The following is a 21,498-nucleotide window of genomic DNA, read 5'->3' as shown; positions in this document are numbered from 1 at the left end:
CGGGGTCGCGGTATATTCTACTATATCGTTAAGTAATAACTAATACTCCTGACCGACCATGCCGACCTTCCGCAATCGCCCCGTTGATGCCGTGATCGATGTCCGTTCGAAGCTCGAGTTCTGGATGGGCCACCTCGAGGGTGCGACCAACGTGCCCGTGGACCGCCTGCCCGAGGGGCTCGACGGCCTCGGGCTCACGCCGAAGAGCCGTATCCTCGTTTACTGCGCCAGCGGCATGCGCTCCGCGCAGGCGGCCAGCATCCTCAAGGCCGCGGGCTACGCGAACGTGGTGGACGGCGGGGGCATCGGCGCGGCGAGCCAGGACTACGCGGCCGCCTAAGGGCCCGCACGGTCCCGGGGATCGCGTCCGCTCTATTGCCTGCGCGGCCTACCCCGCGTTGCTTTAGGGCGATGCTCTGCTCCGTCTGCAACAAGGAAAGCAAGAATAAGCGCGTTTGCCCGTATTGCTTCACGCCGTATCCGGCGGAGGGGCCGTCGGCGAAGCGGTCGTCGTCGACCCGCCAAGCGCCGCCGGCCTCCGCGTCCGGCGCGTCGAGCGCGGGAGCGGGGGCTGCATCGGTGCTGCGTGATCTCACCGATGGCCTGCGTGCCCTCGCGCGTCGCGGCTGGGCATTCTACCAGAAGCAGACGCCCATCGTGCGCGTCGCCTCGGCGGGCATCGTGCTCGTGCTCGTCCTGTGGATGGCGACGTCCGATGAGCCAGAGTTCGAGGCCGGCGTCGTCCAGTCGGACATCATCGCGACCCCGATGCAGCGCGAGGAAGCCCTCGCCGTCATCAAGCAGACGCGCGAGACGGCCATCGTCGACGTGCAGCAGGATGAGGTCTTCGTCAGCTACCCGGCCGCGACGTTTCCCGTGCGCGAGGAAGGCCAGTTGGCCTTGGTGCAGCAGTTCACGAACGCCGATGAGATCGTCGAGGGTCGCAAGCGTCGCATCTATTACTACAACCCGAACGGCAAGCTCTTCGCGCAGTCGGACGGGGTGCGCGGCGTGATGCTGGTCCGCTAGGACACGCGCGTCACTGGTACTGCACGTACAGCACCTTCGGCCGGAGCGCGATGATCTCGGCCAGCGTGGTGCGCGGGTTGTCGTTCCGCTCCTTGTAGAACTGCTTCCAGCCGGCGAACTGCACGGGCTCGGTCCGGATGTACGCGTTCCACGTACCGCGCTTGAGCGTCGGCGTGCCGAAGCCGTCCATGTGCATGATGATCTGCACGTGTGGGTCGAGGCGGATGTTCTGCGCGTTCGTCACGCCGCGGCGCGTGAAGCGATGCACGACGAGGATCTTCGGCGGGACGTTCGCGTCGCGGGCGAGCTGCGACAGGAAGCGCACCGCGTAGTTGATGTCCTCGGCGTCGTAGGTGCCGATGCGCTTGCCCGGGATCCCGCCGTTCTTCATGGAGAACTCGGGGTCGATGCCCAGGTGGAAGTTCGGACGACGCAGGAAGGGCGCGAGCCGCGGCAATTCTTCCTGAAGCGTCGAGAGGCCGACCTGCACGTCGAGGAACACCAGCGCATCGCGCGTCTCCGCCCAGCGGGCGACGCGCTCGATCAGCGTGTCGGCCATGCGGCCGCGATACTTGCCGTCGGGGCCGGGGTTGTCGCGCGCCACCACGGCGATGAGGTGCAACGCGGGCTTCACCGGCGTGCTGGGATCCGCCGCCTGCCAGGTCGCGACCTCGGCGTCGAGCATCGCAAGCATGAGGTCCGGCGGATACTCGCCCATCACGCCCATGCGGCGCGAGAGCGGATTGCCGTAGAACGCGATGATGCGGTGGTAGGGCAGGATGGCGCCGGGGCGGGGCCGCCCGCCGGGGATCGGTTCCTCGGCGGCCGGTTGGGCGGTGCCGCGCGACTGCGCGACGGCGTCCGGCGCGTGGGCGGCCGCGGCGGCGAGCAGCGCGCCGATGGTCGCGAGGGCGAGCAGGTGGGGGATGCGCATAGGCGCGCGGAAGATAATCAGGGCGCGACGACGACGAGACGGCGGTCGGCGCGGATGGTGTACTGGCCGGCGACGCCGACTTCGAGCTGCACGAGGTAGTCGCCGGGGCGCAGCGTGGAGATGTCGAGTTCCAAGGCGCGCGCCGTGCGCGTGCTGCCGCGCGCCGAGACGTCCTGCGCGCCGACGCTCACGGGCGCCGACTGCCGCGAGAGGCGCAGGGCCCGCGCGGCACGACGCATGGCGCCCGCTTCCTCGGTCTCGGGCACGACGGTCAGTGAGATCGTCATGACCTCGCCGGCGGGATCGGTGCCGTAGGTTTCCCAGAACACGCCGAGCTTCTGCCCGCGCGGAATGCGCTGCGTGGGGATGGCGTGCGGCAGGGCCTGCTCGACGGTGGTGGGGAACTCGCCGAAGGGTTCGTAGAAGAGCAGGTCCGAAAGCGAGACCCGCGCGCCGGTCGCGAGCGGCGGACGGATGCCGTAGCGCGCGCGGGCGAGCACGCTGGAGTCCGGCGCCGCCACCTCGGCGCTCATGAGCAGCGGCCCCCAGGCGGCGCGGGCGATGAGCGTGCCCTTGGCCGGTGCGTTGGCCTGCACGACGAGGCCGGGGTTCGCCAACGACCCCGATGTGGCGACAAGCCCGGCTTCGAGTGCGGCGCTGCCGCGCTGCGCGATCTTCCGTACGTCGTAGGCGAGCAGCACCAGCGCGGTGTCGCCGCGCCGGAACAGCGCCTGCTGGTGCTCGAGCATGTAGAGCCGCTTCGCGTACGGGGGTTGATAGCGTGCCACCACCGGCGGCAGCTGCACGGCCCAATCGGTGGAGTCGGACGTGAGCGGCGCGTTCAGGACGTAGTTGGGCGGGATGTAGCGGTACGCCGGCGTGGGATCGTGCCCGACGATGTTCATGACGCGTTCGCCCGGCATGCCCATCGGCATCTCCGGGCCGCGCGACCAGGCCCGGGCCCAGCCGAACCGGAGGAGCAGCTCACGCTCGTCTTCGTCGAAGCCGAACATGTAGGCGCTGGGCGCCGCTCGCAGGAACTCGGCGTACGTCAACCGTGCGAAGTGCTCGCTGCGGGCGTCATTGCCGCGCAGGGAGTAGCGCGGGCGGGCCAGCCACCAGATGCGGGCGGTGAGCGAGTCGCGCTGTGCCGTGCCGCAGCCGTTCCGCGCGTACTGTCGGCGCGCGTCGTCGTCGAGGTAGAGCCCGACGTCGTGCCAGAGGCAGCGCAGCGACGCCGGCATCGTGACGAGGGTGCTGTCCCAGCGGAGCTCGGCCTCGGGGTAGCGGCCGAGTTGGTGCAGGGCGAATCCGCGTAGCGCGATGCACCACCAGCCATAGGCTTCGCATTCGGTGGCGGCGGTCAGCGCCTCGCGGTTGCGACCCGCTTCGTCGAGATAGCGCACGCGCTGGCCGGCCAACCATTCGTCGGAGGGCAGGGCGCGGCCCAAGGAGTCCAGCGTGAGGATGAGTTGCGAGCGCGCGGCCGTGACACTGAGGTTCTCGGGCTCCGGCGGCGGCGAGACCTCGTCGTACCAGTAGCAGAAGCGCCCAACGCGTTCCTCGCAGCGGTTGCTCGTGCGGCCGCGATGCGCCGGCAGGTTCGCACGCCGAAAAGTCTCGAAGCGCTGCTGGGCCCGTTGACCCACGTCGCGGGGGTCGAGGCTGGGCTCGGTGCCCCCCGAGGCCTGCGCCGTCAGGAGCAGCGGCAGCGTCAGCGCGAGGGTCCCCACGACGCCGCGCACGGCGGACAAGATTTGCATGTCTCAATGATACCCCGCAGACCGAGCCAGGTTGTAGCTTTCTCCCTCTATGGAACCGATTGTGTTCGAAGCGTTGCATCCGGGCGTGCGGCCCCCGCAGCGCGCGACGGCCGCCAGCGCGGGCCATGATCTCGCCGCCTGCCTGCTTGGCGGGCGCGTCACGGTGTTCATCGCGGGCCAGCCGGAGCCGCGGGCGCTGGAGCCAGGCGATCCGCCCACCGTCGTGCTCGCGCCGGGGGAGAAGGCGCTGATTCCCCTCGGCTTCCGCGCGCGGCTGCCTGTGGGGTATGAGGCACAGGTGCGCCCGCGCTCGGGGACCTCGCTCAAGACCGACCTCGTGATCGTGAACAGCCCCGGCACCATCGACGCGGACTTCCCCGACGAGTGGATGGTGCCCGTGAAGAACGGCGGGACGGCGCCGCTGCGCATCGCGCACGGCGAGCGGATCGCCCAGATGGTGTTGGCCAAGTACGAGATCCTGGACTTCGCGGCCGGGACCGTCGCGCGCTCGACCGAGCGCGCCGGCGGCTTCGGCTCCACCGGGCGCTAGGCGCCCACCACACGTGCCCATGCAGAGACTTCGCCACGGACTGCTGGCAATGGCCTGTGCGCTGCCGCTTGCCGCGCAGCAGCCAACGCCCGTCAAGATCGAGAGCTTCACGCTCACCAATGGCCTCAAGGTGCACGTCGTCGAGGACCACTCGGCGCAGGTCGTCGCCGTGAACGTCTGGTACGACGTCGGCTCGCGGAACGAGCGGCCCGGCCGCACCGGCTTCGCGCACCTCTTCGAGCACATGATGTTCCAGGGCTCGCAGAACGTGGGCAAGATGGAGCACGGGCAGTTGGTGGAACGCGCCGGCGGCACGTACAACGGCAGCACACAGCCGGACCGCACCAACTACTTCCAGACGGTGCCGTCGAACCGGCTCAACCTCGCGCTCTGGCTCGAGGCGGACCGCATGCGGTCGCTGGTGATCTCGGCCGAGAACCTGGAGAACCAGCGCCAGGCCGTGAAGGAAGAGCGGCGCCTGCGCGTGGACAACCAGCCCTACTCGGCGGCGTTCATCGACTCGCTGCCGCTGCTGTTCGACCGCGAGCGCTGCTTCGCCTACGCGCACTCCATCATCGGCTCGATGGCCGACCTCGATGCGGCGAGCGTGGACGACGTGCGCGACTTCTTCCGCACGCATTACGCGCCGAACACCGCGACGCTGGTGGTCGTCGGCGACGTGACGCCACAGCAGGTGATGCGGCTGACGCAGCAGTACTTCGGCAACATCCCGGCCGGCCCGGCCCGTGACGCGGTCCGCTGCGATGCGGCACCGGGTGTCGGCAGCGCCTCGGTCCGCCGGGTGGCGGACGAAAAGGCCTCCCTGCCGGCGGTGCTGACCGCGGTGCGTGTGGTGGCGCCGTCGCATGCGGATTATCCCGCGTTGGCACTGCTCTCCACGATTCTCGGCGAGGGCGAGAGCAGCCGCTTGAACCGCGCGATGGTGCGCGGCAGCAAGTCGTCGGTGGCCGTGCAGGCGTTGCACGATCCCTTCGGCCCGATGCGCGGCGCGGGAGTGTTCGGTGCCCTGGCCATCGCGAACGGCGGCGTGCCGGTGGATTCCGTGCGGTCAGAACTCGCCCGCGAACTGTTCGACGTCGCCGACCGCATCGACGCCGAGGAACTGGAGAAGGCCAAGAACGCATGGCGCGCCCGCACGATCTTCGGGCGTCAGCGCGCGGCAGACGTGGCCGAGGCGCTGCAGTTCGCGGACATGTATCTCGGCAGCCCCGACGCCCTGAACACCGAGGCGGCGCGCTACGCCGCCGTCACGCTTGCCGACATGCGCCGCGTGGCGCGGACTTACCTGCGTCCCGAGCGCTCCCTCACGCTGGTCATCGCTCCGGAGGATCGCTGAGATGCGCGCCGTCCTCATGACACTTCTCGCTGCCGCGGTGCCGACCATTGCCGTCGCGCAGCAGCCGACGCGGCCCAGCCCGCAGCCCACGCGTCCCGCGCCGCAGCAGTCGCCGCGCCAGCAACCCCCGGCGCCGCTGCCGCTCACGGAGGCGCAGTTCCCGCCGTTCGTCGAATTCGAGCTGGAGAACGGCCTGCGCGTGGTGCTCGTGCCGAGCGCCAAGCAGCCGGTGCTCTCCATGCAGCTCTCCGTGCTCGGCGGCACGCTGTATGACCCGCCGGGCAAGAGCGGTGTGGCCGACATGGTCGCCGGGTTGCTGACGAAGGGCGCCGGCAATCGCAGTGCGGATCAGATTGCCGAGTCCATCGAGCGCGTGGGTGGGAGTCTCTCGGCGAGCGCAGGGCCGGACGTGCTCAGCATCTCTGCGTCCGTGCTCCTCGACGACCGCGAGCTCGCCTTCGAGCTCATGGCCGATGCGTTGCTGCGCCCGAACTTCCCGGCGGAGGAAGTCGAGCTGCTGCGCACGCAGACGCTGTCGGCGCTGGCGCTGGCCAAGTCGCAGCCGGAAGCGATTGCCGGACGGATCTTCGCGAAGGCGCTGTACGGGGACCATCCGTACGCGCGCCGCGCCGACGAGGCGAGCGTCCGCGCCATCACGCGCGACGACTTGGTGCTCTTCCACACGACGCGGGCGCGTCCGGCGCAGGGCCTGTTGGTGCTGGCGGGTGCGATCGACAGTGTCGAGGCGCACCGGTTGGTGGCGCGGCATTTCACGGCGTGGACGGGACGCGGCGCCACGCCGCCGCCGGCCCGTCCGGCCCCGCAGCGCATGCGCAGCGAGATCATTCTCGTGCATCGGCCGGGGTCGGTGCAGTCGAACATCGTCGTGGGCAACACCACGTGGCTGCCGACGGATCTGCGAGGCCACGCGATGGACCTCGCCAACCAGATCCTGGGCGGGGCCAGCGATTCGCGCCTGTTCACGATCCTCCGCGAGGAGAAGGGTTGGACCTATGGCGCGTACTCGGACGTGACCGAGGTGCGCGGCGTCGGCTCGTTCACCGCGACGGCGGAAGTGCGAACGGACGTGACCGATTCGGCGCTGGTGGAGTTGCTGCGGCAGGTGCGGCGCATGGGGAGCGAACCGGTGCCCACCGCGGAGTTCGAGCGCCAGCAGCAGACGCTCACGGGCCGGTTCCCGCTGCAGATCGAGACGGCGCAGCAGGTGGCGGGGCAGGTGGCACGCGCGCGCCTCCTCGGCTTGCCCAACGATTATGTGCAGACGTACCGCCAGCGCCTCGCGGCGCTGACGCCGCAGCAGGTCCAGTCGGCGTCGCGCGCCGGCATGCGCGCTGACGCCGCGTTGATCGTCATCGTCGGCGACGGGCTCGCGCTGCGCGATCGGCTTTCCGCCATTGCGCCCGTGACGCTGGTGGATGTGGAGGGCGAGCCGATCGCCGCCGAGACGATGGAAGTGAAGCCGATTCCGCTGGCACTCGACCCGGCGCAGCTGCGCCCGTCGAGCGACTCGTTCGCCGTGATGGTGCAGGGCCAGAACTTCGGCTACCAGACCACGGCGCTCGAACAGAGCGCGACGGGCTGGACCTTCCGCGAGCGCAGCGTGCTCGGGCCGATCCTGCAGCAGCAGACGACGGTGGAGTTCAGCAACGCGATCACGATGCTGCGCACCGAGCAGTCCGGGAAGGTGCAGGGCAACGACCTGCGGATCGTGGTGCAGTACGCGGACGGCAAGGCCAGCGGCGAGGGGGTGACGCCGGGCCAGGCGGGCATGCAGCCGGTGAACTACAAGGACGTCGCTGTGCCGCAGGGGACGGTGGACGACAACGTCGTGGCGGCGCTGCTGCCGTTCTTCACGTGGGCGGAGGGGGCGACGATTGAGCTCTCCGTCTTCGCGTCGGGCCGCGGGGTGGTGGAACGGCGCTCGTTCCGCGTCGAGGGCGTGGAAGTGGTGAACCTGCCGATCGGGGCGGTGGCGGCGTTCCGCGTGAGCTATGCGGGAGGGGAGGCGCCGGGGACGTACTGGATCGAGCAGGCGGCGCCGCATCGTGTGCTCAAGTTCGGGCCGGCGGGGGTGCCGCTGGAGTTCGTTCGAGTGCGGTGATTGAACGGCAGTTGCGGGTTGGGAGTTGGCAGTTGAAAGAGAACTGCTCTCCCAACTGCCAACTCCCAACCTCCAACTGCAGTTGTTGGCAGCAAAAGGAACGGCCCCGGCGAGCATCGCCGGGGCCGTTCCTTTTGCTCCCTTCTCCCAACGCTTACGGATTCAACAGCTGGTCAATCTGCCACCGCGCGTCCTGGATATGCGCGCGGGTCGCCGCATCGCCAGCCTTCGGCAGCGCGGCAGCGAGCGCGGCGTCGAGGCTGCGCAGTTCCATGCGGAGCAGCGACTTCGCGTCGGTGCTCGGACGGGCAGCTGCCCGCGAGACCGGCGTTCCGCCCGCTCCCGACGCGGAGACACGCTGTGCCGTCGACGGATTGGCGTTGAGCTTCGCCGCCACCGCCTCGAGGTAGATGCGCTGCAGGCCGCGGCGGTACGCATCCACGCGCACCGAGCCGGCGCCTAGCTCGCTCCAGATGCCGGTCCGCATGTCGGCGAGGAACTCCGAAAGCGGATACGGGCGCACGGTGCCCGGCAGGGCCTCGTACTCAACGAGCCGCGCCATGCGGTTGTCGTCCATCATGAAGCCGAGGATGCCGCGCTGCATGGCGTTAATGCGCGCCACGGAACCTTCCGGCTCGAGGCGACGCAGGATGGCCGGATCGAGCATCCACGTCGGCGTTGCGAACACCTGCTGCTGGATGAACTGCACTGCGGCCCGCTGGCGCTCGCGCGGAATCGGCGTGAAGCGCGCGCCCGGCTGCGAACCGTACTTCTCCTGGCCGTCCGACGAGCCGACGATCGCGGCGACGTGACGGACCTCCTGCGTGAACTGGCTGAGGATGCGGCCGTAGCCTTCCTTGGTGAACGACACGTCCTCGAGTGGCTGCGTCGTGGCCGGCAGCAGCATCGGCACGAGGCGCTTCAGGTTGCGGATGCCGAGCTCGGTGCTCTTGATCGCGTCCTGGTCGCCGACCGCTTCAGTGTACGCCGTGTACGGAATGGCGCCGAAGTCGTCGCCGACGCCGTAGCGGAACCACGGCACCGTGTCCTGCTGGCGCGCGAGGGCGTCGAGCGCCGGACGCTCGTCATCGGCGTTCGTCGTGCCGGGGAACACCGAGTAGCCCCACTTGATCGAGAAGAGATCGTACGGCCCGACCTGCGGGATCAACGTGTGCAGCGGGAGATTGTCTTCGGGCTGCGCCACGTAGTTGAAGCGGGCGTAGTCCATGATCGTCGGCGAGTGGCCCATCTTCTCAACCCACGTACGCGAGCGCACGGAGTCGGCCGGGTACATGGCCGAGGCGACCTGGTTGTGCGGCAGGCCGAGCGTGTGGCCCACTTCGTGGGCGACGACGAACTGCACGAGGCGGCCCTGCAGCGAATCGGGCAGCGGGAGCCGCGCGGCGCGCGGATCCAGCGGACCGACCTGCGTCCAGTACCACCACGTCTGGAGGTTCATGATGTTGTGGTACATCCGGACGTCGGCTTCGATGATCTCACCGGAGCGCGGGTCCACGATGGACGGGCCCTGCGCATTCTCGGTCGTCGAGGCCAGCCAGCGAATCACGGAGTAGCGGGCGTCGTCCGGCGACCAATCGGGATCCTGCTCGGGGCTCGGGGCGTCCGCGGCGACGATGCCACGACGGAAGCCGGCCGCCTCGAACGCCGGCTGCCACTCCTCGATGCCCGCCTTCACCCACGGCACCAGCCACTCGGGCGTCGCCGGGTCCACGTAGTACGTGATCGGCTTCACGGGCTCGGAGATCGCGGCGTTCGGGTCCTTCTTCTCCAGGCGCCAGCGCGAGATGTACGCGCGGTTCTGCGCGCGCTGCTCCGGGCGCGAGTAGTCGATGCGATTGCTGTGGAAGTAGCCCACGCGGCTGTCGAGCAGGCGCGGGCGCATCGGCGTCTCGGGCAGCTTCACCATCGACCAGTGCACGACGAAGCTCTTGGTGATGGTCGGCGTGCCGGGCGCCGCGACGACGGGCTGACCCGTGAACGGGTTGAAGCCGCCGCCCGGCGGTGCATTCACCGTGAGCACGGCGTCCACTTCGACGTTCGTCGGGAAGCTCGCGACCTTCTCGAGGAAGCTGCGCGTCGCGTCCACCTGGCCGCGCGACTGCTGCACGATGCTCATCTCGTTCGGCGGGTTCGTGAACAACCGGCTCACGTCGATGACCACCGCCGAGTCCGGACCGAAGGCCGCCACGGGGAAGGCCGCCAGGATGGCGTCGTAGTTGGAACGGGCAACGGCGTCGGCGATCGGGTCTGCCGGGTCGGCAATGATGCCGTACTGCACGCGCCGCAGCAGCACGCGATTGCCGCGCCGCTCCCAGCGCACCACACCCTCGCTCACTTCGTCGCCGCCGTACCCTTCGCTGTTCGTATTGAACGCGGCGCGGGTGACGAGCAGCATCTCCTTGCCCAGCTCGCGGGCCGGAATCTCGTAGTAGAGCTGGTTGGCGCCGATCATGTGGGTCTTGAAGAGTCCGTCACGGGTCTTCACGTCGCCGCGGATGACCTGCGCATACGGACGCGGCTGCGGGTCCTGCTGGCCGCCACCGCCTTGTGCGCCACCTTGAGCGCCTTGAGCAGCGCCCTGCGCGGCCCCGTTCGAGGGGCCCGGCTGGGCTGGCGCCGTGCGCGCGGGCGTCGGAGTGGGAGCTGGAGTCGTCGCGGCGGCCGGCGTGCATGACACGGCGGCCAAGGCGAGACCAGCCGAAACGAACAACGGTCTGGTGAATCGCATCGGACCTATGGAAAGGGTGATGGTGGGGCTCTAGCTCTACGGCGCGCGGCGCAGCGGCGTTGAGGCGGTGCGGATGGCCGCATCCCCGAATCGCTCTCGGACTCTGTCCACGGCGCGCGAAAGCGCCCGATCCTCGGCGCGCTCGACGGGGGCGGGGCCGCCGGCAAAGAGACCGAGCTGCTCTGCGTCTCGCGCGGCGACCAGGCCGCCAAGGGCCACGCCGACCAGCCGCGCGGGGTGGCGGCGCGCCATGCGCAACTTCCGCAGGAGTGATACGGCGAGGTCGCCGATGGCGCGGTCACTCTCGAGCGGCTCCGCCGCCGTGCGGCTCGCGAGCCGCGTCGTGAAGTCGGCGTCGCGCAGCTTCACCGTCACGCTGCGGGCCGCCAGATGCGACTCGCGTAGCTCGGCGGCGGCCTTCGCCACCAGCGCCCGCAGGTGCGCGCTCAGCTGCGCGTCGTCGGCCACGTCGCGCGAGAACGTACTCTCACGGCTGATCTGCTTCGACGTGCCCCGCGGCTCGACCGGCGCCGTGTGGATGCCGCGCACCCGCGCGTAGAGCCATTCCGCGGGGCGCCGTCCGAGCCAGCGCGCCAGCGTCGAGCGGTCGTGCGGCAGCACGTCCTCGACGCGCACCAGTCCGAGGCTGCGCAACTTCTCCTGCAGCTTGGGTCCGACGCCGGGCAGCTCCGCCAGCGCGAGCGTGCGTAGGAAATCCCCTTCGCCACCCTCGGCGATGATGCGCACGCCCGTGGCCTCCGTGCCCGGCCGCGGCTTGGCCTTCTCGGCGGCGAGCTTCGCCACCAACTTCGACGTGCCGCCGCCGATGGAGATCCACATGCCCGTCTCCCGGTGCACGGACTGCCGAATGCGCACGGCGGTCTGCTCCAGCGTCTCGTGACCGTGCAGGGCTTCCGTCCCCGTGAGATCCAGGTACCACTCGTCGATGCTCGCGCCTTCGACGACCGGCGTGAAGCGCCCGAGCACCGCAGCAATGGCCTTCGACGTGGCGCTGCAGGCCGCGCGCGGCACCGGCACGCACATCGCATCGGGGCAGAGGCGCAGCGCCTGGGCGATGGGCATCGCACTGCGGACGCCGTAGGCGCGCGTCTCGTACGAGGCCGAGCAGACCACGCCACGCCCGCCGGGGCGGCCCCCGACGATGAGCAGCGGCGCCCGCCCTGCGCCCTCTGGATCCGCCATCCGGGCCACCGCCACGAAGAAGGCGTCGGCGTCGGCGTGGAGGATTCGGCGGGCGGTCATCCTGCAAAGCATAGAGGGAAACCGCCCGCGCGGCTACATTCCCCCAGCGATGACCGCCCTTGACAGCGAACCCCTCTGGCGTCCCCGCCCGGAGGCCGCGCAGGCCTCGCAGATGGCGCAGTTCTTCGCGTACGCCGCCGCGCAGCACGCGGGCACGCCCGCGCCGGGCGCGCCGTACGCGGACTGGCACCGCTGGAGCGTCGAGCAGGCCGAGACGTTCTGGTCCTCGCTCTGGGATTGGGCCGGCGTGCGGGGCAAGCGTGAGGGCGGCCTGCGCAGCGCGGAGCTCTCCTATGCCGCGCATCTGCTCCGGCGGCAGGACGACGCGCCGGCGATCATCGCCCGCGACGAGCGCGGGCGGCGCCGCGAGCTCTCGTGGCGGCAGCTCAACCGCGAGGTGTCGCGCGTGGCCGAAGGGTTGCGCGCGGCGGGCGTCGAGCGCGGCGACCGCGTTGTGGGATTCCTGCCGAACATTCCCGAGGCCGTGATCGCTGCGCTCGCGGCGAATGCCATCGGCGCGGTGTGGTCCTCGTGCTCGCCGGACTTCGGGGCGCAGGGTGTCCTCGACCGCTTCGGGCAGATCGAGCCGACGGTGCTGTTCGCGGCGGACGGCTACACGTATGCCGGCAAGTCGATCGACTGCCTGGAGCGCGTGCGGCAGATCGTCGCGGCGATCCCCAGTCTGCGCCATCTCGTGCTCGTGCCCTTCCTTGGCGACGCGATCGACGACGCGACGCTGGCGGGCTGCGCGGCAGGCGGGGCGGGCTCGCTGGACATCTCGCGCTTCGCGTCGTTCGGTCCGGGAGACGCGCCCGAGACGCCCCGGTTCGCGGTGCTGCCCTTCGATCACCCGCTCTTCGTGATGTACAGCTCGGGCACGACGGGCCTGCCGAAGTGCATGGTGCACGGGCAGGGCGGCACGCTGCTGCAGCACGTGAAGGAGCATCGCCTGCACTGCGACCTGCGGCCCGATGACCGCATGTTCTACTTCACCACCTGCGGGTGGATGATGTGGAATTGGCTCCTCAGCGCGCTCGCCAGCCAGGTGACGATCGTCCTCTACGACGGCGCGCCGATGCCGGCCGCGAACGACGATGCGTGCTGGGACTTGGTGGCCGAGGAGCGCGTCACGCACTTCGGGACCAGCGCGAAGTACCTCGCGCTCTCGCAGAAGCAGGGCCATGCACCCGCGCGCACCCACGACCTGTCGGCGTTGCGCATGATCCTCAGCACCGGCTCGCCGCTGGCGGAGCATTCGTACGACTTCGTGTACCGCGACGTGAAGGCCGACGTGCACCTGGCGAGCATTTCCGGCGGCACGGACATCATCTCCTGCTTCGCGCTGGGGAACCCGCTGCTCCCGGTGTACCGCGGGCAGCTGCAGTGCTTCGGGCTCGGCATGGCGGTGGACGTTTGGGACGACGCGGGCCAGCCGCTGCGCGGCGTGGCCGGAGAGCTGGTGTGCACGAAGCCGTTTCCCAGCATGCCGGTGGGCTTCTGGAATGACCCCGACGGTGAGAAGTACCATGCGGCGTACTTCGCGCACTTCCCGGGCATCTGGCGCCACGGCGACTGGGCGGAGATCACGCCGCAGGGCGGGCTGATCATCCACGGCCGCAGCGATGCGACATTGAACCCAGGGGGCGTGCGCATCGGCACGGCGGAGATCTACCGCGAGGTCGAGCAATTGCCCGAGGTCGTGGAGAGCGTGGTCATCGGGCAGGAGATCACGACGGATGGCGACAAGGACGTGCGCATAGTCCTCTTCGTGCGCCTGCGCGAGGGCCTGACGCTCGATGACGCGCTCCGCGACCGCATCAAGAAGGCGATCCGGGCGCGGACCAGCCCGCATCATGTACCCAAGGTGATTCTCCAAGTCGCGGATATCCCGCGGACGATCTCGAACAAGATCTCGGAGATCGCCGTGCGCGAAGTGGTGCATGGGCGACCGGTGAAGAACACGGAGGCGCTGGCGAACCCGGCGGCGTTGGGGTTGTACCGGGATTTGCCTGAGCTCAGGCTCTGACAACTGCAGTTCTTGTATATTGAAGGGGTCCTCCGAACCGGAGTTGATATGCCCATCCAGACGTGGCAAAACGCGAGTGTGTGGGGCCGCTGGTGGACCAGCGCCCGCACCGGCGCCCGCGGCGCATAACTGAGAGGTGAGCACCGCGCCGCCTAGCGCGCGCGGTGATGCGGTCGCCGTTCGCTTCCAACTCCCAACTCCCAACTCACCACTGCCGTTCCTATGACTACCGCCACCAAGCCCGTCGCGGAAACCGCCCACGATACTTTCCCCATCAACGGAACCGACTACATCGAGTTCTGGGTCGGGAACGCGAAGCAGTCGCAGCTCTTCTACCGCGCGGCGTTCGGCTTCAAGCTCGTTGCCTACCGCGGCCCCGAGACGGGCGTGCGCGACCGCGCTTCATACCTGCTCGAGCAGGGCAAGATCCGCCTCATCCTCACGACGCCGATGGGCCCCGAGGGCGAGATCGCCGCGCACATCGCCAAGCACGGCGACGGCGTGCGCGACATGGCGTTCTGGGTGGATGACTGCCGCGATGCCTACGCGAAGGCCATCGAACGCGGGGCGGTGAGCGTGCAGGAGCCGACGGTGCTCAAGGACGAGCACGGCGAGATCGTCGTCGCCGGCATCCGCACCTACGGCGACACCATCCACTCGATCGTCGAGCGCCGCAATTACAAGGGCCTGTTTATGCCGGGCTTCATCGCGGCCGATTCGCCCTTCCAGCCGGAGCCGGTGGGCCTGAAGTACGTCGACCACTGCGTCGGCAACGTCGAGCTCGGCAAGATGAACCACTGGGTGCAGTTCTACTCCGACGTGCTCGGCTTCTACAACCTGCTGTCCTTCGACGACAAGACCATCAGCACCGAGTACTCGGCGCTGATGTCGAAGGTCATGAGCAACGGCAACGGGCGCATCAAGTTCCCGATTAACGAGCCGGCGCAGGGCAAGAAGAAGTCGCAGATCGAGGAATACCTCGACTTCTACCGCGGTCCCGGCGTGCAGCACATCGCGGTCGCCACGGACGACATCATCAGGACGGTGCGGGCGCTGAAGAGCCGCGGCGTGGAGTTCCTCACGATCCCGCGCACCTACTACGAGACGGTGCTCGACCGCGTCGGCAAGATCGACGAGGACATCGCGCCGCTGGCCGAGCTGGGCATCCTCGTGGACCGCGACGACGAAGGCTACTTGCTGCAGATCTTCACGAAGCCGGTGCAGGATCGCCCGACGCTGTTCTTCGAGATCATCCAGCGTAAGGGCGCGAAGAGCTTCGGGGCCGGCAACTTCAAGGCGCTGTTCGAGAGCATCGAGCGCGAGCAGGCCAAGCGAGGCAACCTGTAATGCCGTTCTACCACACGCTGGGGAAGATCCCGCGCAAGCGGCACATCGCGTTTCCCAAGCCGGAGGGCGGCATCTACAACGAGCAGCTCGTCGGCATCGAGGGCTTCACGGGGCCGGCGGCCCTGCTGTACCACATCCACCCGCCGACGACGGTGAAGGCCGTGCGCCGCCTGTTGGAAACGCCCTACGAGGCGGATCCCGACAAGACGCTCAAGCACCGCCACTTCAAGACGGCGCAGATCGCCCGCGGCGGCAGCCCCACGCTCAACCGCGTGCCGTTGCTGTTCAACGACGACATCGCCATGCTGTACGTGGCGCCCGACAAGCAGGACGAGCACCTCTATAGGAATGCGCAGGGCGACGAAGTGGTCTACGTCGCGGAAGGCGAAGGCACGCTGGAGACGCAGTACGGCGACCTGCCGATCATCCCCGGCGACTATCTCGTCATCCATCGCCACATCCTGCATCGCTACAAGTTCACGAAGCCGGCCAAGCTGCTGGTGATGGAATCGCGCGGGCATGTGCGGCCGCCGAAGCGTTATCTCAACAACGTGGGCCAGCTCGTGGAAGGCGCGCCGTACTCCGAGCGCGACATTCGCGTGCCGCGCGAACTCAAGACCTACGACCAGAAGGGCGATTTCCCGATCGTCATCAAGCAGTACAACGGGCTTAACGAGATCGTGCTCGATCACCATCCGCTCGATGTGGTCGGCTGGGACGGGCAGTTCTATCCCTGGGCGTTCAACATCCACGACTTCGAACCCATCGTCGGCAAGGTCCACCAGCCGCCGCCGGTGCACCAGACCTTCCAGGGCGACGGATTCGTCATCTGCTCGTTCTGCCCGCGCCCGTACGACTTCCATCCGCAGGCGATTCCCGCGCCGTACAACCACTCCAACGTGGATTCCGACGAGGTGCTGTTCTATGCCTCGAGCGAGTTCATGTCGCGCAAGGGCATCGAGTACGGCAGCATCACGCATCATCCCGACGGAATCCCGCACGGCCCGCACCCGGGCCGCTACGAAGCGAGCATCGGCCAGACGCACACCAACGAACTGGCCGTCATGATGGACTCGTTCCGGCCGCTCAAGGTGGCGAAGGCCATCACGCCGTACGAGGACAAGAACTACATGTTCAGCTGGATCGAAGGCGGGCAGGGCTTCTCGCCGCCGACGAGCTGAGCGGCGCGCGCGTCGCCTCGCGCCCATGGACATCGCACTCGCAGAGCTCTTGCCGGTCGAGCGTCATCGTTGGTTGACGCCGCTCATCGCGCCGCGCCCGATCGCCTTCGTCTCGACGATCAGCGCGGCTGGTGTCGGCAACCTCGCGCCGTTCTCGTTCTTCGCCATGGGCGGCCAGAGTCCGCAAGGGGTCGCCATCTGCCCGACCGCGGACCGTCACGGCAATCCCAAGGACACGCTGCGCAACATCCGCGAGACGGGCGAGTTCACGATCAACCTCGTCTCGCGCGAGATGGCCGAGCGCGTGAACCAGGCCTCGGCGCCGTATCCCCCGGACGTCGACGAGTTCGACGTCGCAGGCTTTACGCGCGTGCCGAGCGTGGTGGTGAAGCCACCGCGTGTCGCCGAGGCACCGGCGGCACTCGAGTGCCGCGTGTTCCAGATTGTCCCCCAAGGCTCGGGACCCATGCATGGTACCTGGGTCCTCGGCGAGGTGCTGCATCTGTGGGTACGTGACGACGTGCTCGCGTCCGACGGACTGCCCGATACCGCCAAGGTGCATCCGGCCGCGCGGATGGGCCGTGACGAGTGGGCGCATGTCACGCCGCAGGCTATCTTCCGACTCAACCGACCGACGGTCGTTCCCAAGGAGTGATTTCCATGTCCCGCCGCATTCTCGCCGCCGCACTGCTCGTCGCGGCCTTTGCCACCGCCGCCACCGCATCCATCCTGCACGATCTCACCGGACGCTGGCAGCTCGCCGTCGTGACCGACAACGGCACGGGCTATCCGGTCCTCGAGCTCAAGCAGGAGGGCGACAAAGTCACGGGGACCTACACGTCCAATGCGATGGGCTCGCGCACCATCTCGGGGACGGTGTACGGGGACACGCTGTCGTTCGTGCTCTCGCCGAGCGGCGCCGGCGAAGGCATGGTCCTGACCTACACGGCGCGCATCGTCACGGCCGACTCGCTGAACGGCTACGTGGACTTCGCCGGGCAGGGCGGCGCCCGCTTCACGGGCACGCGGCAGCGCTGACGCCGTCGGGGACACCAAGCACAGCGGGGTCGGTGCCAAGCACCGACCCCGCTGACGTTCTTCCTGCTCCGGCGCCTACCAGCGCGCCGCGTTCCCGCTGGCGATCGGTTCCCAGCCACTGCGCGTGCGCAGCGTGACGCTGCTCGTCTCCGGGTCGATGCGGTAGAGGAACATCCACTCGTGCTCGACGAGCGCGCGTACATGCGCGTGCTTGGCGAGAATGGCGTCGATGGCCGCCTCGCCCGCCTCGAGGTACACCCCGAGCCGCATCGGATCGTGCACGAAGCGCGTGCCATCGTGCACCGACTGCTGCGCGAGCCCGATGCGCAGGTCGCCGCCAGCCCCTTCGTACACGCCAAGGCTACCGCCCGCGACGTTGTGCCGCGTCTTGTCGCCGCTCCCGAAGCGGCTCGGATCCACCGTCGAGGCCCAGTACTGGAAGTTGATCCAGTGCGCGACCACGACCGGCGCGGTGAGAATCAGCTCCAGCACGCCGTGGTCCGCGTCGCGGCGCTCATCGTACTCGTGCAGGAAGGCACGTCCCTTGAGGTCGAGCGCGCGCGTGCGGCGTCGCGGTGCCGCGATGAATGCGGCGTTGCCGGCCAGCGCCCACTCGGGGCGAACCTCGGACCAGTCGGCGGCGCGATGGCGCAGCGCGTCGGCGAGGGCGAACGGATCGCTCGTCTCGATGCCGAGCCGTGCTGCCCGCTCGGCCCGCGTACGTCGCGACGCGCGGGCGCAGGCCGCCCGGAACTCCGCCAACACCTGCGCATGCGAGGCCGCGGTCTCGGCGTCGGGGAAGAACAGCAGGTCGTCCGTCGTGGTGTCGTGCAGGCCACCGACGAATCGCGTGCGGTCGGGGATCTCGATGCCCCTCTCGCGCAACCCGCTGCGCACCGCCGGCTCGTTCAGCAGGCCCGCCGCGACGCGTGCGTTGATCTCGCCGGACTGCCCGCCGCAGGCGCCGCAGGCGAGGCCTGCCGCCTGCGGATTGTTCACCACCAGCGCGCCGTGACCGATGAACGCGACCAGCGGCGCGAAGCCCTGCGTCAGCGACATGCCGCGCAGGATGCCGGCCGCGATATCGACCTTGGCGGCGCCGTCGAGCGCCGATCCGTCGCTGCGCCGCGTGAGCGTCGGCACGACGTGTCCCTCGCCGGCGTCGAGCCCGTAGCGGCGCGCGTCGCCCTTCGCGCGCTCCGGCTCGAAGCTCGCGCGCAGCATGCGGAATGCGGCGGCGAGTCCGGTGGACTCGACGAACGCGAAGGTCGACGGCACGCCACCCGCCACACCCTTCCACTGGGCACGCGCACTGCCCTGCGCGACGATCGCGCCGCGCAGCGTGTCGACGCCCTCGCCCCGATCTTCCGCGACGACCCCGGGCGCGAGCAGGCCGGGGAGTTGCGGGCGCGAGGCGCCCAGCAGCGGCTGGTACTCGAGCGGCACGCCGAAGAAGCCGGCGAAGCCGAGCGTGTGGATGCCGCCGTCGCAGTCCTCGAGGTGGCGGCGGAAGACTTCGCTGCGCACGTCGATGCAGAACACCGCCTGCGCGCTCACCGTGGCCGGCGCGGCTGCGCCGGAGTCGGCGTGGCGCAACGTCGGGTGCCACGCGAGGGCATTCGCCAGCTTCTCTTGGTACCGGACCTCGAAGGCCCGCTGCAGGATCCACTCCGGCTCCTGCGCGCGGGGTACGGCCTCGGCGAGGTCCTGCCAGCGGCGCCGATCCTGCGTCCAGCGCGAAGGCAGGTCGCTGGCGGTCGCGGTGCGGTACAAGAGCAGCTCCCAGCCGAGGCGCACGGCGAGCAGTTCGACGATGGTCTCGTCGTCCGCATGGCGCAGCCGGGCCTCGAAGCGCCGGTGCGCCGCCGCACTCGCCCACCCGATCACCGAGAGCAGCACGGCCGTGAGGTAGGTCGTGCGCGCCGCACGCGGGAGCGCGAGGGTGTCCAGCGCCTCGGCGATCAGCGCCTCGGCAGTGTCGGGAAGTTCGCCGGCGGCATCGCGGATGTCCGGCGCGCCCAGGAGCAACTGCGGCGTGCGGTCCGTGAGCATGAGCTCGCGCCAGAAGGCGTAGAGGCCATCCGGGGCGACGGCAGCCCACGGCGCCTGCGCGGCGTCGAAGTAGGCCTCGCAGGTCTGGCCGACCTGCTGCAGCAGGTAGTCGCGCCAGAGCACCTCGCGCGCGGGATCGCGCTGCGCGTCGCGCAGCTCGCTCACGAGCGGATGGTGCGGAAGCTCTGGCGCGTCCGCGTAGAGCGCGGCGAGCACGTCGTCCTTGCGCAGCGCGAGTCCACGACGCTTGATGGCGGTCTCGATCGCCTCATCCGGAATGAGCCCCGCCGCGCGCTGCGCGCGGTACCAGGAGCGTGGCATGAGCATCGGTGCCGAGGCCGTCGCGCCGATCGTCGCCGCCGCATCGGCGATGGGCCGGTCGGTCCATCCCCAGTACGGATTGACGGCGATCAAGCGGTCCAGCGGCCACGCCGGCGCGATCCGGGCGCAGGCGGCGTCGATGTGCGCGCGCACTTGGGCACGCGTCGTCGGATCGACGGGGAAAAGGGTCGGAGTGGCGGTCACGCGGCACGCTCGATGCGAAGGGGTGAACGCTCACGCCGCTGACGGACGGCGGGCGCGGTGATGGTCGGCGGCCAGAGACGGAACGTGAGCCGCGTGAACACGGCGTCGAGATGGAATCCGGCGAGCGCGTGTGGATACAGCGCGCGGGCGAGGCGTCCCTGCGGCGCCTGGGCGACGGTGACCTGCACGGCCAGCGCGGCGGCAAAGCCCGCGATGACGAGCGCGGCAACCCAGGCCGGGACAGGCAGCGTCGCGGCGCTCGGCGCGATCGGGGCGAGCACGGCATGCCAGATGGCGTAGAGGGCGGGGAGGCCGAGGATGATGCCGAGGCCGCTGCGGAGGGACGCAGATCCATCGGCGAGCCGCAGGGTGGCGAGGGCGGGGATCAGCGCGAGCGCGACCACCGTGGCGCTCAGCAACAGCGACGGCGTGGTGGGGGTCCATGTTTGCGTCATGCGGGCCGCAGCCAACGCGGCGGCGACGACCGCGATGGCCGCGAGCCAGCGCCCCAGCCCCTCCTCGGGCGCGAGCGGGGCGCGGCTCCGCAGGGCATCGCCCGCGCGCAGCTGCTGGGCGGCGACATGAACGCCGCTGCCGGAGGCGAGGAAGGCGTTGGCCTTGTAGGCACCGTGCGCGACGATGTGCAGCAGCGCGAGGTCGAAGGCCCCGAGGCCGACTTCGACGAGCACGAAGCCCATCTGGGCGCAGGTGGACCACGCGAGCGCCCCCTTCACGCTGCCGCGCGTACGCATGACGAGCGCCGCGAGCGTCGCCGAGGCGAGGCCCGCAAGCGCCAGCAGCGTGAGCGCCGCGGGCACGGCGACGAAGAGTGGCGCGAGACTGATGGCCACGTAGGCGCCGAGGTTGATGACACCGGCGTGCAGCAGCGCGCTCACCGGTGTGGGGGCTTCCATGACCTGGATGAGCCAGCCGTGAAAGGGCAGCTGCGCCGAACGCAGGATGATCGCGCCGGCGAGGAGCAGCGTGCCGGCGGTGGCCGTGCCGGGTATCTCTCCCGTGCCTGCGGCCTCGAGGAGGCGCGGGATGTCGGTGGTGCCGAAGGCGGTCGCGATGAGGATGACGGCCGTCGCGACCGCGAGGTCGGCGACGCGGCTCAGCAGGAACTTCTTGTGCGCGGCGATCTCCGCGGCGGCGCGCGCCGGTCCGACGGTGAGCAGCTGGTGCAGGGCCAGCGAGGTCAGCGTCCAAGCGAGACCGGTGACGATGAGGTCGCGGGACACCGTGACGAGCGAGGCGCCGGCGACGGCCAGCAGGAACCACTGCACGTAGCGCGGCCCGTCCGCCTCGCCGTCGAGGTAGCGGCGCGAGAAGCGCAGGGTGATGGCCCCGAGGGCCGCGATGAGGAAGGCCATCACGCGGGCGGCTGGCGCGAGCGCGGGCACGGCGAGGAGGGCGAACACGGGCGCGGCGAGCGTGACGCGCTCGCCGATGGTCCACGCGGCGTGCGGCCGCCAGCGCACGAGCAGCGCGGCGGCGACAAGCGCGCCGGGCAGCAGCCAGGCGAGCGGAGCGAAGGCAAGGTCGGGCACAGAGACTCCGGG

Annotated in this window: 16 protein-coding genes; 10 read left to right on the top strand and 6 right to left on the bottom strand. The window is 69.7% G+C overall.

The features are described from left to right. Positions 1 to 58 precede the first annotated feature (58 nt). Both Strain318_RS09710 and Strain318_RS09705 read left to right on the top strand, forming a co-directional pair. Positions 59 to 340, top strand: a complete 282-nt coding sequence (locus Strain318_RS09710; RefSeq protein ID WP_367885512.1) for a rhodanese-like domain-containing protein — start codon at positions 59 to 61, stop codon at positions 338 to 340. A gap of 239 nt (positions 341 to 579) precedes the next feature. Continuing rightward, positions 580 to 1,029: a VOC family protein gene (locus Strain318_RS09705; RefSeq protein ID WP_367885511.1), complete on the top strand. Its 450-nt coding sequence runs from the start codon at positions 580 to 582 to the stop codon at positions 1,027 to 1,029. Positions 1,030 to 1,039: 10 nt separating this feature from the next. Here Strain318_RS09705 and Strain318_RS09700 read toward each other — a convergent pair whose 3' ends face one another. Together Strain318_RS09700 and Strain318_RS09695 are read right to left on the bottom strand one after the other, a co-directional pair. Further along, positions 1,040 to 1,963 carry a hypothetical protein gene (locus Strain318_RS09700; RefSeq protein WP_367885510.1) on the bottom strand — a complete coding sequence of 308 codons (924 nt, stop codon included), beginning with the start codon at positions 1,961 to 1,963 and terminating at the stop codon, positions 1,040 to 1,042. A gap of 17 nt (positions 1,964 to 1,980) precedes the next feature. Continuing rightward, positions 1,981 to 3,726 (bottom strand): hypothetical protein, encoded by a 1,746-nt coding sequence (locus Strain318_RS09695; RefSeq protein ID WP_367885509.1) that lies wholly within the window; start codon positions 3,724 to 3,726, stop codon positions 1,981 to 1,983. A gap of 49 nt (positions 3,727 to 3,775) precedes the next feature. Between Strain318_RS09695 and dut the strand changes: the two genes are divergently transcribed. The 3 genes from dut to Strain318_RS09680 are packed head-to-tail and all read left to right on the top strand — an operon-like array spanning position 3,776 to position 7,755. Continuing rightward, entirely contained in the window at positions 3,776 to 4,276 is a 501-nt protein-coding gene (gene dut, locus Strain318_RS09690; RefSeq protein WP_367885508.1) for a dUTP diphosphatase, read from the top strand. Between the two features lie 19 nt (positions 4,277 to 4,295). Continuing rightward, complete coding sequence (locus Strain318_RS09685) at positions 4,296 to 5,633, top strand: M16 family metallopeptidase (protein WP_367885507.1); 1,338 nt, start codon at positions 4,296 to 4,298, stop codon at positions 5,631 to 5,633. 1 nt (position 5,634) lies between these two features. Further along, positions 5,635 to 7,755, top strand: coding sequence for a M16 family metallopeptidase (locus Strain318_RS09680; protein ID WP_367885506.1), 2,121 nt, complete (start codon positions 5,635 to 5,637; stop codon positions 7,753 to 7,755). Positions 7,756 to 7,909: 154 nt separating this feature from the next. Here the strand turns inward: Strain318_RS09680 and Strain318_RS09675 are convergent, their stop codons facing one another. Then, positions 7,910 to 10,504, bottom strand: a complete 2,595-nt coding sequence (locus tag Strain318_RS09675; protein WP_367885505.1) for a zinc-dependent metalloprotease — start codon at positions 10,502 to 10,504, stop codon at positions 7,910 to 7,912. A gap of 36 nt (positions 10,505 to 10,540) precedes the next feature. After that, positions 10,541 to 11,767, bottom strand: coding sequence for a Y-family DNA polymerase (locus Strain318_RS09670; protein WP_367885504.1), 1,227 nt, complete (start codon positions 11,765 to 11,767; stop codon positions 10,541 to 10,543). 49 nt (positions 11,768 to 11,816) lie between these two features. Between Strain318_RS09670 and Strain318_RS09665 the strand changes: the two genes are divergently transcribed. The 5 genes from Strain318_RS09665 (at position 11,817) to Strain318_RS09645 (ending at position 17,359) form a co-directional block, all read left to right on the top strand. Beyond that, a complete protein-coding gene (locus Strain318_RS09665; protein ID WP_367885503.1) occupies positions 11,817 to 13,793 on the top strand; it encodes an acetoacetate--CoA ligase in 1,977 nt (658 codons plus the stop codon). A gap of 222 nt (positions 13,794 to 14,015) precedes the next feature. Beyond that, complete coding sequence (gene hppD / locus Strain318_RS09660) at positions 14,016 to 15,140, top strand: 4-hydroxyphenylpyruvate dioxygenase (RefSeq protein ID WP_367885502.1); 1,125 nt, start codon at positions 14,016 to 14,018, stop codon at positions 15,138 to 15,140. Then, positions 15,140 to 16,321: a homogentisate 1,2-dioxygenase gene (locus Strain318_RS09655; protein WP_367885501.1), complete on the top strand. Its 1,182-nt coding sequence runs from the start codon at positions 15,140 to 15,142 to the stop codon at positions 16,319 to 16,321. The genes hppD and Strain318_RS09655 overlap by 1 nt, the downstream gene beginning before the upstream one ends. A gap of 25 nt (positions 16,322 to 16,346) precedes the next feature. Then, positions 16,347 to 16,976, top strand: coding sequence for a flavin reductase family protein (locus tag Strain318_RS09650; RefSeq protein WP_367885500.1), 630 nt, complete (start codon positions 16,347 to 16,349; stop codon positions 16,974 to 16,976). Between the two features lie 5 nt (positions 16,977 to 16,981). After that, a complete protein-coding gene (locus Strain318_RS09645) occupies positions 16,982 to 17,359 on the top strand; it encodes a hypothetical protein (protein ID WP_367885499.1) in 378 nt (125 codons plus the stop codon). A gap of 75 nt (positions 17,360 to 17,434) precedes the next feature. Here the strand turns inward: Strain318_RS09645 and Strain318_RS09640 are convergent, their stop codons facing one another. Together Strain318_RS09640 and Strain318_RS09635 are read right to left on the bottom strand one after the other, a co-directional pair. Next, on the bottom strand, positions 17,435 to 19,936 hold the full coding sequence (locus tag Strain318_RS09640; protein WP_367885498.1) for a YbcC family protein: 2,502 nt from the start codon (positions 19,934 to 19,936) through the stop codon (positions 17,435 to 17,437). Then, a complete protein-coding gene (locus Strain318_RS09635) occupies positions 19,933 to 21,486 on the bottom strand; it encodes an NADH-quinone oxidoreductase subunit L (RefSeq protein WP_367885497.1) in 1,554 nt (517 codons plus the stop codon). Before Strain318_RS09635 ends, Strain318_RS09640 begins: the two co-directional genes overlap by 4 nt. Positions 21,487 to 21,498: the final 12 nt, after the last annotated feature.

Origin of the sequence: Pseudogemmatithrix spongiicola (assembly GCF_030623445.1) — a bacterium.
Lineage (GTDB): Bacteria > Gemmatimonadota > Gemmatimonadetes > Gemmatimonadales > Gemmatimonadaceae > Pseudogemmatithrix > Pseudogemmatithrix spongiicola.
This window is presented reverse-complemented; position numbering and strand designations above follow the sequence as displayed.